The following is a 16,576-nucleotide window of genomic DNA, read 5'->3' as shown; positions in this document are numbered from 1 at the left end:
TGAACAGGGCGTAGTCGATGCCGACCGCGAGGCCGATCATCATGGCCAGGGTGGAGGTCGTCGAGCCGAGGTCCAGCGCCTTCGCCAGCGCGGTGATCGTCGAGACGCCGATGCCCACGCCGATGAGCGCCGTCAGCAGCGGCAGTCCGGCCGCTATCAGCGAGCCGAAGGTGACGACGAGGACGACGGCGGCGATCGCGATGCCGATGACCTCGGTGGCGCCGGTCTCGGGGGCCGTCTGGAGCGCGTCGCCGCCGATCTCGACGGTCAGCCCGGCGGACCGCGCGTCCTTCCCGGCCTGCTCGAGGGCGTCCCGTGAGGCGTCCTTCAGCTCCATGCCGGAGACCTTGTACTTCACCGAGGTGTAGGCGATCGTGCCGTCCTTGCTGACGGCGTGCGCCCGGTAGGGGTCGCTGACGGAGACCACCTCGGAGCCGTCGGACAGCTCCTTCACCGTCTTCTCGACGGTGGCCTTGTTGCCCGCGTCGGTCATCTTCTCGCCCGCGGGCGCCTTGAAGACGACGCGGCCGGTCGCGCCGTCGGCGCTCATCCCGGGGAAGCGCTGTTCCAGCAGGTCGAAGGCCTTCTGGGCCTCCGTGCCCGGAATGGAGAAGGAGGAGGAGCTGGCGGCGGGGGCGCTGGCCGCGCCGACGCCCGCGAGCGTCAGCAGCGCCACCCAGAGCAGGACGACGAAGTGCCGTCGCCTGAAGGCGAACCGGCCGAGTTTGTGGAGGAACGTGGCCACGAGGGCGTACTCCCGGTCAGGTCGTGGGGTCGATCAGGGCAGGGGTGATCAGCCCGGCGGGGAGGCAGGGATGACCGACCCGACGACTTGAGCGGTGACGTCAGGTACTCGGAAAGGTGGTGAAGGTGCGGGGAGTTGTCAGGCGCCGAGGGCGGGGAGCACCACGGCGTCGATGTACGAAAGCAGGAACTCCTGCGTGGGCGGCTGCTCGTCGATGAGGCTGCGCGCGGCGAACCCGCCGATCATCATGTGCATCACGAAGTCGACCGCCGGGTTGTCGGGACGTACCTCGCCCCGGTCGGTCGCCCGCTGCAGCACGCGGCGGAACTCCGCCATCTCCGGCTCGATCAGATGCTCCTTGAACGCCTTCAGGAGATCCGGGTTGCCGTGCACCGCCATGGCCAGGCCCCGCATCAGCGCGGAGTTCTGCTCCATCTGGCAGTCGTCGGAGCGCAGCGTGAGGGCGTGCAGGTCGCCCCGGAGCGAGCCGGTGTCGATGTCGGCGAAACCGCCGGGCTTGTTGTGCCGCACCGCCTTCGCGACCAGCTCGGCCTTGCCGCCCCACTGGCGGTAGAGCGTCGCCTTGCTGGATCGCGTACGGGCCGCCACGGCGTCCATGGTGAGGGCGTCGTAGCCGACTTCCCTGAGCAGGTCGAGCACGGCCTCGTACAGCTCGGCCTCTCGCTCGGGCGTGATGCGACTGCGACGCGTCGTTGCGACCTCAGTCATGCCACTCAACCTTCCGGCTCGGGGTGCGTCGTGTTCGTACTGCCTTGAAGATACCCCTCACGGCAACGAAACGAAACCGTTTCGTACGTGTGGTGGGTCACGTATGTGAAGGACCCATAAGAAAGGGCGCAAGAAAGAACCCGCGAGACCCCGCGCACGAGTTGCCCGGCCCCATCCGGCGGAAAAGCATGGGGAGGTGAGCTATCTGCGCCTGCCGCACCTGAGCGGCGACCTGTTGTGCTTCGTGGCCGAGGACGACCTCTGGCTGTCCCCCCTCGACGGTCCGGGCCGCGCCTGGCGCCTCACCGTCGACCGTACGAAGATCGGCCATCCGCGCTTCTCGCCGGACGGCGGCCACATCGCGTACACGAGCTGGTGGAGCCTGGTCCCCGAGATCCACCTGGTGCCCGTCGAGGGCGGACCGGGCCGCCAGCTCACCTACTGGGGATCGCCCGACACGCAGGTGTGCGGCTGGAGCCCCGGCGGCGCGGACCGCGCGGGCTCCATCCTCGCCGTCGCCTCCCACGGCGAGCCCTTCTCCTACTTCACCTGGGCCTACAAGGTCTCCCCCGACGGCACCCCCGGCCGCAAGCTGCCCTGGGGCCCGGTCTCCGACATCCAGGTCGCCGACGTCGACGGGGAGCGCAGGACGCTGCTGCTCACCGGCACCCCGCCGCACGAACCGGCCTCCTGGAAGCGCTACCGGGGCGGCGCCATGGGCCGCCTGTGGCTGCACGGCGAGCGCCTGCTGGCCGACCTGGAGGGCCATCTGTCCTCCCCCATGTTCGCCGGCGGCCGGATCGCCTTCCTCTCCGACCACGAGGGCGTCGGCAACCTCTACTCCTGCGCCTACGACGGCTCAGACCTGCGCCGGCACACCGACCACGACGCCTTCTACGCCCGCCACGCCTCCAGCGACGGCACCCGGGTGGTGTACCAGTGCGCCGGCGACCTGTGGATCGTGGACGACCTCGCGGCCGACTCCGCACCGCGCCGCCTGGACGTCCGGCTCAGCGGACCGCGCGCGGGCCGACGCAGGTACCAGGTGCCGGCCGCCCAGCACGTGGACGGCATCTCGGTGGACGAGACGGGCCGGGCGAGCGCCGTCGTCGTCCGCGGCAGCCTGTACTGGCTCACCCACCGCGACGGCCCGGCCCGCACCATCACCGACACCCCGGGCGTACGGGTCCGGCTGCCGGAGACACTCGGCTCGTCGGGGCAGGTGGCGTACGTGACGGACGCGGAGGGCGAGGACGCGATCGAGATCGTCCACCTGCCGCGGGCGACGGGCTGCCGCGAGCCGCGCCGGCTGGCCTCCGGCAGGCTGGGCCGGGTCCTGGAGCTGGTCTCCGACCCACAGGGCGAGCGCATCGCGATCGCCTCCCACGACGGCCGGCTGCTGCTGATCACCGTGTCCGCGGACGTGGACGCGGCCGCCGCCGACGCCGAACCGGTGGACGGCGAAGCGGTGCGGGAGGCGCGGGAGGCGCAGGAGGCGGACGGCGAGGTGACCGAGCTGGTCCACTCGGCCAACGGCCCGGTGCGCGACCTCGCCTTCTCGCCCGACGGCGCCTGGCTGACCTGGTCCCACCCGGGGATCGGCCGCTCGCTCCGCCAGATCAAGATGGCCCGCATCCCCGGCACCGGCACCGGCACCGGCTCCGGCGAGCGGCTGGTCGTCGACGTCACCGACGGCCGCTTCGAGGACGAGAACCCGGTGTTCACCCGGGACGGCCGCTATCTCGCCTTCCTGTCCTGGCGCGGCTTCGACCCCGTCTACGACGTCCACACCGGCGACCTCTCCTTCCCGCTCGGCTGCCGCCCCTACCTGGTGCCGCTGAACTCGGCCACCCCCTCACCCTTCGCGCTGAACCCGGAGGGCCGCCCGGCCGCCGGCGGCCTGGACCCGGTGGAGAACGAGTCGGGCGGCGACGGCGCGGTGACCGTCGAGGTCGAGGGCCTGGAGAGCCGGGTCACCCCCTTCCCGGTCACCGCCTCCAAGTACTCGGCGCTGCACCCGGTGGCCGGCGGCGGACTGGTCTGGCTGCGCTGGCCGATCTCGGGCGCGCTCGGCGAGACCTTCGCCAACCCGGACGACACCACCGGCCGGCCGACCCTGGAGCACTTCAGCATCAGCAAGGCGAAGAAGGCCGAACTCGTCGACCACCTGGACTGGTTCGCGGTCAGCGGCGACGGCAGCCGGCTGGTCGTGGTCGACGAGGGCGACCTGCGCGCCACCCCCGCCACCGAGTCCGGCGACGGCGACACGACGGTCTGGATCGACCTGCGCCGCATCCTGCACGAGGTCGACCCGCCCGCCGAGTGGCGCCAGTCCTACGAGGAGGCGGGCCGCCTCATCCGCGCCTACTTCTGGGAGCCGGGGATGGGCGGCGTCGACTGGGACGCGATCCTCGCCCAGTACCGCCCGCTGCTCGAACGGGTCGCCTCCCCCGACGACTTCGCCGACCTCCTGCGCGAGGTGCTCGGCGAACTGGGTACCTCCCACGCCTACGTCACCGCCGCCCGCCGCAACGAGGGCCCGCCGCACTACCAGCGCTGGCAGGGCCTGCTCGGCGCCAACCTCGTCCAGCGGGAGGAGGGCTGGGTGGTCAGGCGGATCCTGCCCGGCGACTCGTCGGACTCCAAGGCGCGCTCACCGCTGGCCGGCACGGGCATCCGGGAGGGCTGCGTGCTCACCCACGTCGACGGCCGCCCGGTGGACCCGGTGGCGGGCCCCTACCCGCTGCTGGCCGGCTCGGGCGGCACCACGGTGGAGCTGACGTTCCGGCCCGCCAAGGACGCCACGGGCCGCGCGCGCCGCGTGGCCGTCGTCCCGCTCGTCGACGAACGGCCGCTGCGCTACCAGGACTGGGTGGCCAAACGCCGTGCGGTGGTACGGGAGTTGAGCGGCGGCCGGTGCGGCTACCTGCACATCCCGGACATGGGCGGCTCAGGCTGGGCCCAGTTCAACCGGGACCTGCGGATGGAGATGTCGCGGGCCGCCCTCATCGTCGACGTGCGTGGCAACGCGGGCGGCCACATCAGCGAGCTGGTGGTCGAGAAGCTGACCCGAAAAATCCTGGGCTGGGACCTGACCCGCAACGCCCAGCCGGTGTCGTACGCCTCCAACGCCCCGCGCGGCCCGATCGTCGCGCTCGCCGACGAGGCGACGTCCTCCGACGGCGACATGATCACCGCCGCCTTCAGACTCCTCGGACTGGGCCCGGTGATCGGCCAGCGCACCTGGGGCGGCGTCGTCGGCATGACCGGCCGCCACACGCTGGGCGACGGCACGGTGATCACCGTCCCGATGAACGCGGCCTGGTTCGACGCCTACGGCTGGGGCGTGGAGAACAAGGGCGTCACCCCGGACGTGGAGGTCCTGCGCACCCCGCTGGACTGGGCCGAGGGCCGCCACGTGGAGATGGACCACGCCGTCCAGCTCGCCGTCGACCTGCTGGAGTCGATCCCCCCGGCCACGCCCCCGGACTACAGCGACGTACCGGACCGGTCCCGTCCCAAACTGCCGCCGCGGACGGGTTCCTGACGCGAGAACGGGGCGCCCCGGAAACTCGGGGCACCCCATCCTCATCGGCCGAGGCCGAGCGGAGCTACACGTCGTAGTCCTGGTCGAACCGGTCCTGCTCCTCGTGTCGCATGCGCTCGGGCTGCTCGTCGCGCATGCGCTCGCGGCCCTGCTGACCGCGCTGCTGGTCCGGCCGGCCGTGCTCGCGGCCCTGCTCGCGGCCCTGCTCGCGGCCCTGCTGGGCACGCTGCTTGGCCTGCTCCTGCATCCGCTCGGCCTTGTCCTGGAACTGGTCCTTCATACCCATGTGGGTTCACTCCCGTGGTGGGTGGGGGGTAAGGCCCTTGATCGGGCCTCGACCAGATTCACACGGGCGGACACACTCCGCATTTCGATCAACTACGGTGCGTAGCGCGGGACTCCTCGTCCGCCTCCCCACCTGCACCGACGAGTCCTGTGCGCATCCCCGTCAGCCGGTCCGCGAAGCGCTTCATCTCCCGCTGGCCCACCGTCCCGATGATCCCGGGCAGGTATCCGCGCACCCCCTGCATGCCGCGCAGCCACCACTGCCCGTACACATGGCTGGAGCGCCGCTCGATGCCGGCCACGATCCGGTCGACGGCCGGGCCCAGCGGATACGTCTTGTTCGACGGCCACGGCAGCCGCTGCCGCAGCTCCCGCATGACCTCGTCCCGGTCGGCGCCGCGCACCATGTCGGTGTCGGTCCAGGACAGGTAACCGACCCCGACCCGCACGCCCTTGTAGCCGACCTCGGCCCGCAGGCTGTGCGCGTACGCCTCCACACCGGACTTGGAGGCGCAGTACGCGGTCATCATGGGCGCCGGCGTGATCGCCGCCAGCGAGGCGATCTGCAGCAGATAGCCGCGGCTCTCCATCAACAACGGCAGGAAGGCACGGGCGGTCACCGCCGAGCCGATGAGGTTGACCTCGATCACCCGCCGCCAGGACTCCGGATCGGAGTCCACGAAGGGACCGCCCGTCGCCACACCGGCGTTGGCGACGACGATGTCGACCTTCCCGAACCGCTCCTTGACCTCCTGCGCCACCCGCGCCATCGCCACATGGTCCGTCACGTCGGCGTGCCAGTGGTCGCTCTCGCTGTGCAGCCGTTCGGAGACCTGCTTGAGGGCGTCCGGCTCCAGTCCGACCAGCGCCACCTTGGCGCCGCGCGCGGACAGCTTGCGGGCGAGCAGCTCCCCGACCCCGCGCGCCGCCCCGGTGACGACGGCGACCTGCCCCTCCAGGCTGACCTTGCTCATGCGCCCTCCTTGATCGTTGCGTACGTCACCACGAGCTCCCGGATCCGGCCCGTGACCAGCTCCGGCGCCTCCACGGGCGTCATGTGGCCGAGCCCCGGCAGCTCGGTGCTGTCCACGCAGTTCGGCAGCGCGGCCACCAGGGCCCGCGCCTGCACGGGCGGGGTGAGCCGGTCGGCGGTCCCCACGACGACGGCCGTCGGCACCCTCAACTCCCGTACCCCGTGGTCCAGATCGAGCAGATCCAGCACCTGCGACCAGGCGTGCCGCACCTTCGTCGGGCACGCGTGCACGATCCGCGCGCACGCCTCCACCATGTGCGGCGCCGAACCCGGGCCCATCGTCCCGTACTTGAGGATGCGGCGCGCGACGGGCGTGACCGGCCCGAGCGGCGCCCGCGCGCCGAGGATGTGCTTGGTCAGCCAGGTCCGCAGCCGGCCCGCCCTCATCGGTACGACGGTCGACTCCGCGACCAGCCGCGACGATCCGGTGCTGCACAGCAGGACGGCCGCCGTGTGCTCACGGAAGACCGCCCGGCCGGCCGCCGCCATCACCGTCATGCCGCCCATCGAGTGGCCGGCGATCACGACCCGCTCCTCCGGCGCCAGGGTGGCCTTCAGGACGGCCTCGAGGTCGTCCGCGAGGGCGTCGGTGCTGCAGATCCGGCTCGCCGGGCTGCGCCCGTGGCCGCGCTGGTCGTAGGCGATGACGCGGTGGTCGGTGGCGAGGTCGCGGATCTGCGCCGCCCAGAAGGCGGTGGAGCAGGTCCAGCCGTGGGCGAGCACGACGGCGGGGGCGCCCTCGGGTCCGTGCACCTCGACGTGGATCTGGGACCCGTCGGCGGAGTCCACCGTCAGCTCGCGGGCGGGGACGGGCGGGGCGTACGGGCCGGAGGCCACGTGCATGAGGCGGCTCACGCGTCCACCCCCGCGGCCTTCTTGGCGCCCTTGGCGCCCTTGGCCGTCGTCCTCTTCGCGGGCGCGTCCTCGGCGGGCGCGTCCTCGGCGGGCCGTGCGGGCGCGCGCAGGAGTTCGTACTCCGCGAGGTCCACCTTCCGCGTGGCCCGCCTGAACTCGGTCGTCGTACCGGGCCAGATGGTGGTGTTGCGGCCGCTCGCGTCGAGGTACCAGCTGGTGCAGCCGCCCGTGTTCCACACGGTGCGCTTCATCCGCTCCTGCACCCGGTGGTTCCACGCGGAGACCGCGCTCGGGCGGGCGTCCAGCGCGGCCCGGCCGCCGAGGACGTCCAACTGCCGCAGGTAGTCCGCCATGTAGTTGAGCTGGGACTCGATCATCAGGATCATCGACGAGTTCCCGAGGCCGGTGTTGGGCCCGATGATCGTCATCCAGTTGGGGAAGCCGGCCGCGGAGGCGCCGCGCAGGGCCTCCATGCCGCCCTTCCAGACCTCGGTGAGCGTCTTGCCCTCGGCGCCCACCACCCGCTCGGCGATCGGCATGTCCGTGACGTGGAAGCCGGTGCCGAAGATGATCGCGTCGACCTCGGTCTCGGTGCCGTCGGCGGCGACCACGGTCGATCCGCGGACCTCGGTCAGCCCGCCGGCCACGACGTCGACGTTGGGCCGGGCGAGCGCCGGGTAGTAGGTGCTGCTCAGCAGGATGCGCTTGCAGCCGATGCGGTAGTCGGGGGTGAGCTTGGCACGCAGCGCCGGGTCCTTGATCGCCCGGTACATGTTCTGCTTCGCCAGCTTCTCCACCAGGCCCAGTTCGTTGGGGCGCTTGGTGAAGGCCTGGACCTGCAACTCCCTGATCCCCCACAGCAGTCCGCGCCGGGCCTTGGTGGTGAAGGGCAGGGTGCGGTGCAGGGCCTGCTCGGCGCCGCTGATGGAGCGGTCGACGCGGGGCATGACCCAGGCCGGGGTGCGCTGAAAGAGGGTGAGCCGGTCGACCTGGGGCTGGATGGCGGGCACGATCTGGATCGCCGACGCGCCGGTCCCGATCATCGCCACGCGCTTGCCGCGCAGGTCGTAGTCGTGGTCCCAGCGGGCGGAGTGGAAGACCTTGCCGGGGAAGGAGTCCAGACCCGGGATCTCGGGGATCTTCGGGTCGGACAGCGGGCCGGTGGCGGAGACGACGACGTCCGCGGACAGCCGCCCGCTGCTGGTCTCGATGTCCCAGCGCAGCTGCTCGGCGTCCCAGGTCATCAGCTTGACCTCGGAGTCGAAGCGGATGTGCTCACGCAGGTGGAAGACGTCCGTGACGTGCTCCAGGTAGGCGCGGATGTGCTCCTGCCCGGAGAAGGTGCGCGGCCAGTCGGGCTTGGGTGCGAAGGAGAACGAGTAGAGATGCGAGGGCACGTCGCAGGCGCACCCGGGATAGCTGTTGTCGCGCCAGGTGCCGCCGACACTGCCGGCCCGCTCCAGCACGACGAAGTCGGTGATCCCTTCGCGCCGCAGCCGCACCGCGGCCCCCAGCCCTCCGAACCCGGACCCGATCACCGCCACCCGCACATGCTCGTGTTCGGCCATGCCGATGCCCTTTCCTGCGCGACTCTGCCAGTGAACACTGGCGCAATGGGGAGAGTAGAACAGTGACGTACTCATGGGTAGGGGGTGAGCGGGGAAAGTTACCGGCGGTACAACATAGGGTGCGGTCGTGACCGAGAAGCGTGAGTACCGCATGGAGGAACTGGCCAGGGAAGCCGGCATCACAGTGCGCACCCTGCGCTTCTACCGCGAACGCAAGCTGATCCCGCCGCCCCGCCGCGAGGGCCGTATCGCCTGGTACGACGACCACCACCTGGCCCGCCTGCGCACGATCGCGGCGCTGCTGGAGCGCGGCCACACCCTCACCGGCATCGCGGAGCTCGCGGAGGCCCTCGACCACGGCCGGGACGTCGCCGACCTCGTGGGCATCACCCCCACCGAGGAGGAGCCGGTCCGCCTCACCCCCGAGGAGCTCGCCGCCCGCTTCGAGGGCGAGGTCACCCCGGAGAACCTCGCCGCCGCCCTCGACCTCGGCTACCTCGGCACCGACGGCGAGGAGATCGTCCACATCAGCCGCCGCCTCCTGGACGTCTCCTCGGCCCTGGTCCGCGAAGGCATCCCCCTGGCGGAGGTCCTGGCGGCCGGCGCCCGCGTACGGGAGCACGTGGACGAACTGGCGGAGATGTTCGCCGACCTGGTCCTGCGCCACGCCGAGGAAAAAGACCTCCAACGCCTGCGCCCCCTGGCCCGCAGCGTGGTGGAGGCGGAGATGTCCTTGGCCCTGGACCGCCAGCTGCAGAAGCGGGCCGAGCGGGCGGACCGGACCTAGAGGTCGTAGACCACGGTCACGGGCGCGTGGTCCGACCACCGCTGCTCGTGCGTGGCCGCCCGCTCGACGTAGGCCTTGACGGCCTTGGCCGCGAGGCCCGGCGTCGAGACCTGGTAGTCGATGCGCCATCCCGTGTCGTTGTCGAAAGCCCGCCCCCGGTACGACCACCACGTGTACGGGCCCTCGGCCTCGGGGTGCAGGGACCGCACCACGTCGACGTAGCCCCCGTCCGCCTCGTCGAAGACCTGGCTCAGCCAGTCCCGCTCCTCCGGCAGGAAGCCGGAGCTCTTGGTGTTGCCGCGCCAGTTCTTGAGGTCGGCGCGCTGGTGGGCGATGTTCCAGTCGCCGCAGACGACGACCTCGCGGCCGTCGGCGGCGGCGCGCTCGCGCAGGGACTTCAGATGGGCCAGGAACGCGTCCATGAAGCGCATCTTCTCGTCCTGGCGCTCGGTGCCGACCTCGCCGGAGGGGAGGTAGAGGGAGGCGACCGTGACGCCCGGCAGGTCGACCTCGACGTAGCGGCCGCTGGTGTCGAACTCCTCGGAGGCGAAGCCGACCTGGATGCGGTCGGGCTCGCGGCGCGTGTAGAGGGAGACGCCGGCCCGGCCCTTGGCGGCGGCCGGCGCGTGCACCACGTGCCAGCCGTCGGGCGTGCGCACGTGCTCGGGCAGCTGCTGCGGCTCCGCGCGCACCTCCTGCAGGCAGAGCACATCGGCGGAGGTGCCGGCGAGCCATTCCACGAAGCCCTTCTTCGCGGCGGCGCGCAGGCCATTGACGTTGACGGAGGTCACAGTGAGCACCCGCGAACGATACCGGCACACTGGACGGAGTCCAGATCTCGAGACTGCATAGGTGTACGGTAAGCAGAATGATTATACGTCGCGTCGCCTTCGACCACCCCGACGCCGTGAAGCTGAACGACGAGGTACAGGCCGAGTACCACGTCCGCTACGGCGACGGCGGAGACGCCACCGCCCTGGACCCGGCGGACTTCGACCCGCCGAACGGCGTGTACTTCATCGTGTACGACGAGAACGACGGCCCCGTCGCCACCGGCGGCTGGCGCGCCCAGGACTCCAACGGCGAGGGAAACCTCGACGGCGACGCCGAACTCAAGCGGATGTTCGTGGTGGAGCGGGCGCGCGGCCGCGGCCTCGCCCGGCGCATCCTGACCGCCCTGGAGGACGACGCCCGCGCGGCCGGCCGCCTCCGCATGGTCCTGGAGACGGGCACCAAGCAGCCGGAGGCCATCGCCCTGTACACCTCCAGCGGCTACGAGCCCTGCGGGAAGTTCGGCTACTACCGCTTCCACGAGGAGAGCCGCTGCTTCGCCAAGCCGCTCGGAACGCCGTAGCCGGTGGCCGGCGCCCGAGGCGCGCCGGCCGCCTCTGACGGGGCGTCAGCACAACAAAGATCCCGCCCGATCTTCCGATCGGACGGGATCTCATCAACTGCCCCAGGTTTCCCTGAAGAGTTGTTGCGGTGGACCTGAGGGGATTTGAACCCCTGGCCCCCTCGATGCGAACGAGGTGCGCTACCGGACTGCGCCACAGGCCCTTGCAACGAGTGAAACTCTAGCATCCCGATCCGGGTGCTTGAAAATCCGTTCCTGGCCGGCCGGCGGCTGCGGCACAGGTCGGGCCGGTGGTCTACTCGTTGGCGGCCTTCGGCCGCTCGCCGTCCTCGTACTGGTCGAACAGCGGCGTACGGCCCCGCTCGCGTGCCCGCCGCGCGGAGGCCGCGCGGCGGGCGTCACTGCGCCCGTCGTCGTCGGCCCTCTCCTCCGCGGCGGCGTCCGGCTCCGCGGCGGCCTGGCGCTCGGCGCCGGCGTCGGCCTGTGCCTCCTGGTCCCGGGTGACGGGACCCGAGCGCGCCGAGCTCCACGCGTCCGGCGCCCCGAGGTCCACGTCCGAGGTGGCCCGCGGCGCGACCGGCGCGGTCACGTACGTCGGCAGGGGCACCGGCACCGGGTCCCAGCTGTCGCCGTGGCCGGGCCGCCGCTGCCGCTCGCGCTGCTGGTCCACCCACTCGGCGTGATCGGTCTGCTCGACCAGGGCCCGCCGGCCGGCGGCGAGCGCGGACAGCCCGGGGTCGGCCTCCTGCTCCGGTCCGTCCTCGGGTTCGTCGGAGTCGGCCTCGGTACCGGCCGGGCGGCGGCGCGGCTGCCGGGCCCGCTCGTGCAGCCGCTGGGCCGCGACCTCGGCGCGGCGCCGGTCCATCTGGTAGGCGAAGCGCCGCCGTTCCTGCGAGCGCAGGTAGGCGATGTACGCGCTGAGCAGCACGGCGGGCACACCGGGCGCCCAGAGGAACGCGAGCCCGCCGACCGCGGCGACGACCGCGCCGAGCGTGAACGCGACGAAGAGCATCACGGTGGTGCGGCGCCGGCGCGCGAGCACCTTGGAGCGCCGGGCGCGCGCCGCGGCCGCCTCCTCCGCGGGCGTCCGGCGGGCGGGCGGGACGCGTTTGCGCGTCGGGGCCGGGGCCTTGGCGGGTGCCGGGGACTTGGCGGGGGCGGGGGCCGGGCCGGATGCGGGCGCCGGTACCTCGGCGCGCGTCTGCTTGCGGGCCGGGGGCATGGCGAAGGCCCGGACGTCCACCGAGTCGGTGATCGCGCCCGGAGCTTCGGCGCTGGGCTCCCCCTCCTCGGTGGAGCGCGCCCGCAGGTCCTTGGCGTACCGGCGCTCCATACCCGCCCGTCCGGACAGCAGCCGGATGGCGGTGCTGAAGCGTTCCGTCGGACGGGCCTCGTTCAGCTCGTCCTGCCTACGGAGCCACATCGGCACCAAGTAGGCGGCCCAGGCCCCGACAATGACTGCGTAGATGAGGCCGCTGCTGCTCACGCCTCACACGGTAGAGGGGTTTGCGTGAGGCCATCTGCCAATTGGGCCGGTGTGTCGCACGATCTGGCTGATATTTCGAACTTTTTTTGTGACCGATGCGATCAGCACGCCACTGAGGCCGTGAATTTAATGCCTTGAGGTGGTCGCCGTCCGATCAATTTCGAACATCTATTCAATTTCCCGGGCCTGTGCGGGATTCTGCTGTGTACGTGCCCGCCGCCAGCGGTTGAGCAACCCGTCGGGCACCTCTTCCGCGGTGAGCGCGAAGACGAGGTGGTCACGCCAGGCGCCGTCGATGTGGAGATAACGCGGCCTCAGGCCCTCCTCGCGGAATCCGAGTTTCTCCACGACCCGCCGGCTGGGTCCGTTCTCGGGGCGAATGCAGACCTCGATGCGGTGCAGTCCGACGGTGCGGAAACAGTGGTCCACGACCAGTGCCACGGACGTCGGCATCACTCCGCGGCCCGCCACCGACTCGTCCACCCAGTAGCCGATATGCCCCGAACACATGGAGCCCCACGTGATTCCGGCGACCGTCAACTGCCCGACCAGACGGCCCTGATACTCGATCACGAACGGCAGCATCCGGCCCGAGTTCGCCTCGGAGCGGAGGTGCCGGACCATCTGGCGGTAGGTCGGCCGGTGCGCGATCGGACCGCTCGGCGTGGGCGGCGGGATCGTCGCCTCCCAGGGCCGCAGCCAGTCCCGGTTGCGCCGGTTGACCTCGCGCCAGGCCCGCTGGTCGCGCAGCTTTATCGGCCGGAGGACGATCTCGCCGTCCGCCAGCACGACGGGCCAGGATGGGCTGTTCAGCTCGCACCCCCACTGGTGGCCGCGGGTCTGGGGTGGTCGCCGCCGCGGATCTGGTCGACGGCGTGCACCAGCAGGGGCTCCAGCACGGCCAGGCCGTCCTTCACCCCGCCGGTGGAACCCGGCAGATTGACGATCAGCGTGCCGCCCGCCACTCCGGCCAGGCCCCGGGAGAGCACGGCGGTCGGCACCTTCTCCCGTCCGAACGCCCGGATGGCCTCGGCGATGCCCGGCACCTCGTGGTCGATCACGCGGCGGGTCGCCTCGGGGGTGCGGTCGGTGGGCGAGATGCCGGTGCCGCCGGTGGTGACGATCACGTCGTAGCCGGCCTCGACGCCGGCCCGCAGCGCGGACTCCACCGGGTCGCCGTCCGGGACGACCCGCGGCCCGTCGACGGTGAACCCGAAACCCTTGAGGCCGGCGGCGATCGCGGGGCCGCCCTTGTCCTCGTAGACCCCGGACGCGGCCCGGTTGGAGGCGGTGACCACCAGAGCGCGATACGTCATGTCCGGCTCCAGTCGCCCGACTTGCCGCCGGTCTTCTCCTCCACGCGGACGTCCGTGATGACCGCTCCCTTGTCGACCGCCTTGACCATGTCGATCACGGTGAGCGCGGCGACGGAGACCGCGGTGAGCGCCTCCATCTCCACGCCGGTGCGGTCCGTGGTCCGCACGGTGGCCAGGATCTCCACCGCGTCGTCCGCGACCGACAGATCCAGTTTCACACCGGACAGCGCCAGCGGGTGGCACAGCGGGACGAGGTCCGGGGTGCGCTTGGCTCCCATGATGCCCGCGATGCGCGCGGTGGCGAGGGCGTCCCCCTTGGGCACCCCCTCGCCGCGCAACAGCTCGATCACGCGGGGTGAGACGAGGACCCGTCCGCTCGCGCGGGCGGTGCGCGCGGTCACGTCCTTCTCGGATACGTCGACCATGCGGGCTGCGCCCGCCTCGTCGATGTGCGTCAGTCGGTCCTGCGTACTCATGCTGTGTGGCGCTCCCGGTCACGGCCCCGGCGCGGTGCGGCGCGCGGGCCTGCTGTGCGCGACACGGTACCGCCAACCAGCGGCCCTCAGCCGAGCAGGACCACCTCGACCTCCGTGCCGGGTTCCACCGACTCCACGTCCTCCGGGACGACGATCAGCGCGTCGGCGTGCGCGAGGGCCGCGATCAGGTGGGATCCGGCGCCGCCGACCGGGGTCACCGAGCCGTCGGCGTACGTCGCCCGCAGGAACTGTCTGCGGCCCTTCGGCGAGGTCAGCGCCTTGCCGGCGGTCAGCGTCGCGCGGGTCGTCGGCCGGTGCACGTCGGCGAGACCCATGAGGGTGCGGATCGCCGGGCGCACGAACAGCTCGAAGGAGACGTACGACGACACGGGGTTGCCCGGCAGCGCGAGCAGCGGGGTGTGGTCGGGGCCGATGGAGCCGAAGCCCTGGGGCTTGCCGGGCTGCATGGCGATCTTGCGGAAGTCGATGCCGCTGCCCGCCTCGTCCTCGTCGCCGACGTGCGAGAGCGCCTCCTTGACGACGTCGTACGCCCCTACGCTCACGCCGCCCGTGGTGACCATGAGGTCGGCGCGCACCAGCTGGTCCTCGATGGTGGCGCGGAGGGTGTCGGCGTCGTCGGCGACGGCGCCCACGCGGTAGGCGATGGCGCCCGCGTCGGTGGCCGCGGCGGTGAGGGCGAAGCTGTTGGAGTCGTAGATCTGGCCGCTGCCCAGCTCCTCGTCGGGCTGGACGAGTTCGCTGCCGGTGGAGACGACGACCACGCGCGGGCGCGGGCGCACGCGGACCGTGCCGCGGCCGATCGCGGCGAGCAGGGCGATCTGCGGCGGCCCGAGGACCGTGCCGGCCTCCAGGGCGCGGTCGCCCGCCTTCACGTCGCTGCCCTTGGCGCGCACGTGCGCGCGTGCCTCGGCCGGCCGGTACACGTGCACCTGGCCCTCGGCGCCCTCGGGGGCCAGGCTGCGGGCGCGCATCCCGCTGACCGGTCCCTCGCCGAGCCCTCCGTCGGTCCACTCCACGGGGACGACGGTCTCGGCGCCGGGTGGCAGCGGGGCGCCGGTCATGATGCGGGCGGCCTGGCCGGGGCCCACCCGGACCAGGTCCGCCTGGCCCGCCGCGACGTCCCCGACCACGTCCAGGACGGCGGGGAACTCCTCGCTCACACCCGCCACGTCCGCGACCCGCACCGCGTACCCGTCCATGGAGCTGTTGTCGAACGGCGGCAGCGAGAGCGGCACCATGACGTCCTCGACCAGGACGCAGCCCTGCGCGTCCAGGAGCTGCAGATCGATGGGTTCCAGGGGACGGACGGCGGTGAGGATGTCCTCCAGGTGCTCGTCCACCGACCAGAGGTGGTCCTGGCCGGTGGTGCGGGGCGCGGCGCTGCTCAACGTTGCTACATCTCCTCGGCTACGTAACTGCGAAGCCAGGTCCGGAAGTCCGGGCCCAGGTCTTCACGTTCGCACGCGAGTCTGACAATGGCACGCAGATAGTCGCCCCGGTCGCCGGTGTCATAGCGGCGGCCCTTGAAGACGACGCCGTGCACGGGTCCGCCGGCCTTCTCGTCCTGCGAGAGCTGCTGCAGCGCGTCGGTCAGCTGGATCTCGCCGCCGCGGCCCGGCTCGGTCTCGCGCAGTATGTCGAAGATCGCGGGGTCGAGGACGTAGCGGCCGATGATCGCGTAGTTGGACGGCGCGTCCGCCGCGGCCGGCTTCTCGACCAGGTCGTGGACCTTGACGACGTCGCCGTCCTCGGTGGGGTCGACGGCCGCGCAGCCGTAGAGGTGGATCTGCTCGGGCGCGACCTCCATGAGCGCGATGACGCTGCCGCCGCGCTGCTCCTGCACCTCGACCATCCGCTTGAGCAGCGGGTCGCGCGGGTCGATCAGGTCGTCGCCGAGCAGGACCGCGAAGGGCTCCTGGCCGACGTGCGGGGCCGCGCACAGCACCGCGTGACCGAGTCCCCTGGGGTCGCCCTGCCGCACGTAGTGCATGGTCGCGAGGTCGCTGGACTCCTGGACCTTGGCGAGCCGGCCCGCGTCACCCTTCTTCTGGAGGGCGGACTCGAGCTCGTAGTTGCGGTCGAAGTGGTCCTCGAGGGGACGCTTGTTGCGGCCCGTGATCATGAGGACGTCGTCGAGGCCCGCGGACACGGCCTCCTCGACCACGTACTGGATCGCCGGCTTGTCGACGACCGGCAGCATCTCCTTGGGAGTGGCTTTGGTGGCCGGCAGGAACCGGGTGCCGAGGCCTGCTGCGGGAATGACAGCCTTGCTGATCCTTGGGTGCGACTGGGTCATACCGGCACCCTATCCGGTGCCTTTGATCGGAATCCGAGGCTCCGGTCAATTCGCTCTCATATGAGCTCATTAGGAAGG

Annotated in this window: 16 protein-coding genes and 1 tRNA gene; 3 read left to right on the top strand and 14 right to left on the bottom strand. The window is 71.7% G+C overall.

Annotation, left to right across the window (positions count from 1 at the left end):
• Both ACFU97_RS43890 and ACFU97_RS43885 read right to left on the bottom strand, forming a co-directional pair.
• The coding region (locus ACFU97_RS43890; protein ID WP_384268363.1) for an MMPL family transporter at window positions 1-745 on the bottom strand (745 nt) is incomplete at its 3' end.
• A gap of 138 nt (window positions 746-883) precedes the next feature.
• Window positions 884-1,474 (bottom strand): TetR/AcrR family transcriptional regulator, encoded by a 591-nt coding sequence (locus ACFU97_RS43885; RefSeq protein ID WP_384268360.1) that lies wholly within the window; start codon window positions 1,472-1,474, stop codon window positions 884-886.
• 196 nt (window positions 1,475-1,670) lie between these two features.
• On the opposite strand from ACFU97_RS43885, the gene ACFU97_RS43880 reads away from it, so the two are divergent.
• On the top strand, window positions 1,671-5,021 hold the full coding sequence (locus tag ACFU97_RS43880) for a S41 family peptidase (RefSeq protein WP_384268358.1): 3,351 nt from the start codon (window positions 1,671-1,673) through the stop codon (window positions 5,019-5,021).
• 64 nt (window positions 5,022-5,085) lie between these two features.
• On the opposite strand, the gene ACFU97_RS43875 is transcribed toward ACFU97_RS43880, so the two are convergent.
• From ACFU97_RS43875 to ACFU97_RS43860, 4 genes are all read right to left on the bottom strand, one after another.
• Window positions 5,086-5,307: a hypothetical protein gene (locus ACFU97_RS43875; RefSeq protein ID WP_384268355.1), complete on the bottom strand. Its 222-nt coding sequence runs from the start codon at window positions 5,305-5,307 to the stop codon at window positions 5,086-5,088.
• 88 nt (window positions 5,308-5,395) lie between these two features.
• Window positions 5,396-6,280 (bottom strand): SDR family oxidoreductase, encoded by an 885-nt coding sequence (locus ACFU97_RS43870; protein ID WP_384268353.1) that lies wholly within the window; start codon window positions 6,278-6,280, stop codon window positions 5,396-5,398.
• A complete protein-coding gene (locus tag ACFU97_RS43865) occupies window positions 6,277-7,194 on the bottom strand; it encodes an alpha/beta fold hydrolase (RefSeq protein WP_384268351.1) in 918 nt (305 codons plus the stop codon). Before ACFU97_RS43865 ends, ACFU97_RS43870 begins: the two co-directional genes overlap by 4 nt.
• On the bottom strand, window positions 7,191-8,762 hold the full coding sequence (locus ACFU97_RS43860) for a flavin-containing monooxygenase (protein WP_384268349.1): 1,572 nt from the start codon (window positions 8,760-8,762) through the stop codon (window positions 7,191-7,193). The genes ACFU97_RS43865 and ACFU97_RS43860 overlap by 4 nt, the downstream gene beginning before the upstream one ends.
• 151 nt (window positions 8,763-8,913) lie before the next feature.
• Here ACFU97_RS43860 and ACFU97_RS43855 point away from each other — a divergent pair, with 151 nt between their 5' ends.
• Complete coding sequence (locus ACFU97_RS43855; RefSeq protein WP_384268365.1) at window positions 8,914-9,549, top strand: MerR family transcriptional regulator; 636 nt, start codon at window positions 8,914-8,916, stop codon at window positions 9,547-9,549.
• Here the strand turns inward: ACFU97_RS43855 and ACFU97_RS43850 are convergent.
• Window positions 9,546-10,370, bottom strand: a complete 825-nt coding sequence (locus ACFU97_RS43850; protein ID WP_384268347.1) for an exodeoxyribonuclease III — start codon at window positions 10,368-10,370, stop codon at window positions 9,546-9,548. The genes ACFU97_RS43855 and ACFU97_RS43850 overlap by 4 nt on opposite strands.
• Before the next feature lie 47 nt (window positions 10,371-10,417).
• Here ACFU97_RS43850 and ACFU97_RS43845 point away from each other — a divergent pair, with 47 nt between their 5' ends.
• Window positions 10,418-10,903, top strand: coding sequence for a GNAT family N-acetyltransferase (locus ACFU97_RS43845; RefSeq protein WP_384268345.1), 486 nt, complete (start codon window positions 10,418-10,420; stop codon window positions 10,901-10,903).
• Window positions 10,904-11,032: 129 nt separating this feature from the next.
• On the opposite strand, the gene ACFU97_RS43840 is transcribed toward ACFU97_RS43845, so the two are convergent.
• From ACFU97_RS43840 to galU, 7 genes are all read right to left on the bottom strand, one after another.
• A tRNA-Ala gene (locus ACFU97_RS43840) sits at window positions 11,033-11,106 on the bottom strand.
• Window positions 11,107-11,198: 92 nt separating this feature from the next.
• On the bottom strand, window positions 11,199-12,389 hold the full coding sequence (glpR, locus tag ACFU97_RS43835; protein WP_384268343.1) for a gephyrin-like molybdotransferase receptor GlpR: 1,191 nt from the start codon (window positions 12,387-12,389) through the stop codon (window positions 11,199-11,201).
• Window positions 12,390-12,557: 168 nt separating this feature from the next.
• The gene (locus ACFU97_RS43830) at window positions 12,558-13,178 is read right to left on the bottom strand and encodes a GNAT family N-acetyltransferase (RefSeq protein WP_384268339.1); all 621 of its coding nucleotides are present in this window, start codon (window positions 13,176-13,178) and stop codon (window positions 12,558-12,560) included.
• A gap of 20 nt (window positions 13,179-13,198) precedes the next feature.
• Entirely contained in the window at window positions 13,199-13,705 is a 507-nt protein-coding gene (locus tag ACFU97_RS43825) for a molybdenum cofactor biosynthesis protein B (protein ID WP_384268337.1), read from the bottom strand.
• Entirely contained in the window at window positions 13,702-14,181 is a 480-nt protein-coding gene (gene moaC / locus ACFU97_RS43820) for a cyclic pyranopterin monophosphate synthase MoaC (RefSeq protein ID WP_384268334.1), read from the bottom strand. Before moaC ends, ACFU97_RS43825 begins: the two co-directional genes overlap by 4 nt.
• 86 nt (window positions 14,182-14,267) lie before the next feature.
• Complete coding sequence (gene glp, locus ACFU97_RS43815) at window positions 14,268-15,590, bottom strand: gephyrin-like molybdotransferase Glp (RefSeq protein WP_384268332.1); 1,323 nt, start codon at window positions 15,588-15,590, stop codon at window positions 14,268-14,270.
• Between the two features lie 5 nt (window positions 15,591-15,595).
• Window positions 15,596-16,498, bottom strand: a complete 903-nt coding sequence (gene galU, locus ACFU97_RS43810; RefSeq protein ID WP_384268329.1) for a UTP--glucose-1-phosphate uridylyltransferase GalU — start codon at window positions 16,496-16,498, stop codon at window positions 15,596-15,598.
• Window positions 16,499-16,576: the final 78 nt, after the last annotated feature.

Origin of the sequence: Streptomyces sp. NPDC057616 (assembly GCF_042800575.1) — a bacterium.
Taxonomy (GTDB): domain Bacteria; phylum Actinomycetota; class Actinomycetes; order Streptomycetales; family Streptomycetaceae; genus Streptomyces.
The sequence above is the reverse complement of the archived record's forward strand: the minus strand, read 5'-3'. Positions and strand labels throughout refer to the sequence as shown.

What these genes read in the sequence shown, in the direction of transcription:
- ACFU97_RS43860 (WP_384268349.1), bottom strand. Translation starts at nt 8,762, where the DNA reads ATGGCCGAACACGAGCATGTGCGGGTGGCGGTGATCGGGTCCGGGTTC.
- ACFU97_RS43825 (WP_384268337.1), bottom strand. Translation starts at nt 13,705, where the DNA reads ATGACGTATCGCGCTCTGGTGGTCACCGCCTCCAACCGGGCCGCGTCC.
- ACFU97_RS43855 (WP_384268365.1), top strand. Translation starts at nt 8,914, where the DNA reads ATGGAGGAACTGGCCAGGGAAGCCGGCATCACAGTGCGCACCCTGCGC.
- moaC (WP_384268334.1), bottom strand. Translation starts at nt 14,181, where the DNA reads ATGAGTACGCAGGACCGACTGACGCACATCGACGAGGCGGGCGCAGCC.
- ACFU97_RS43885 (WP_384268360.1), bottom strand. Translation starts at nt 1,474, where the DNA reads ATGACTGAGGTCGCAACGACGCGTCGCAGTCGCATCACGCCCGAGCGA.
- ACFU97_RS43870 (WP_384268353.1), bottom strand. Translation starts at nt 6,280, where the DNA reads ATGAGCAAGGTCAGCCTGGAGGGGCAGGTCGCCGTCGTCACCGGGGCG.
- ACFU97_RS43845 (WP_384268345.1), top strand. Translation starts at nt 10,418, where the DNA reads ATGATTATACGTCGCGTCGCCTTCGACCACCCCGACGCCGTGAAGCTG.
- ACFU97_RS43875 (WP_384268355.1), bottom strand. Translation starts at nt 5,307, where the DNA reads ATGGGTATGAAGGACCAGTTCCAGGACAAGGCCGAGCGGATGCAGGAG.
- galU (WP_384268329.1), bottom strand. Translation starts at nt 16,498, where the DNA reads ATGACCCAGTCGCACCCAAGGATCAGCAAGGCTGTCATTCCCGCAGCA.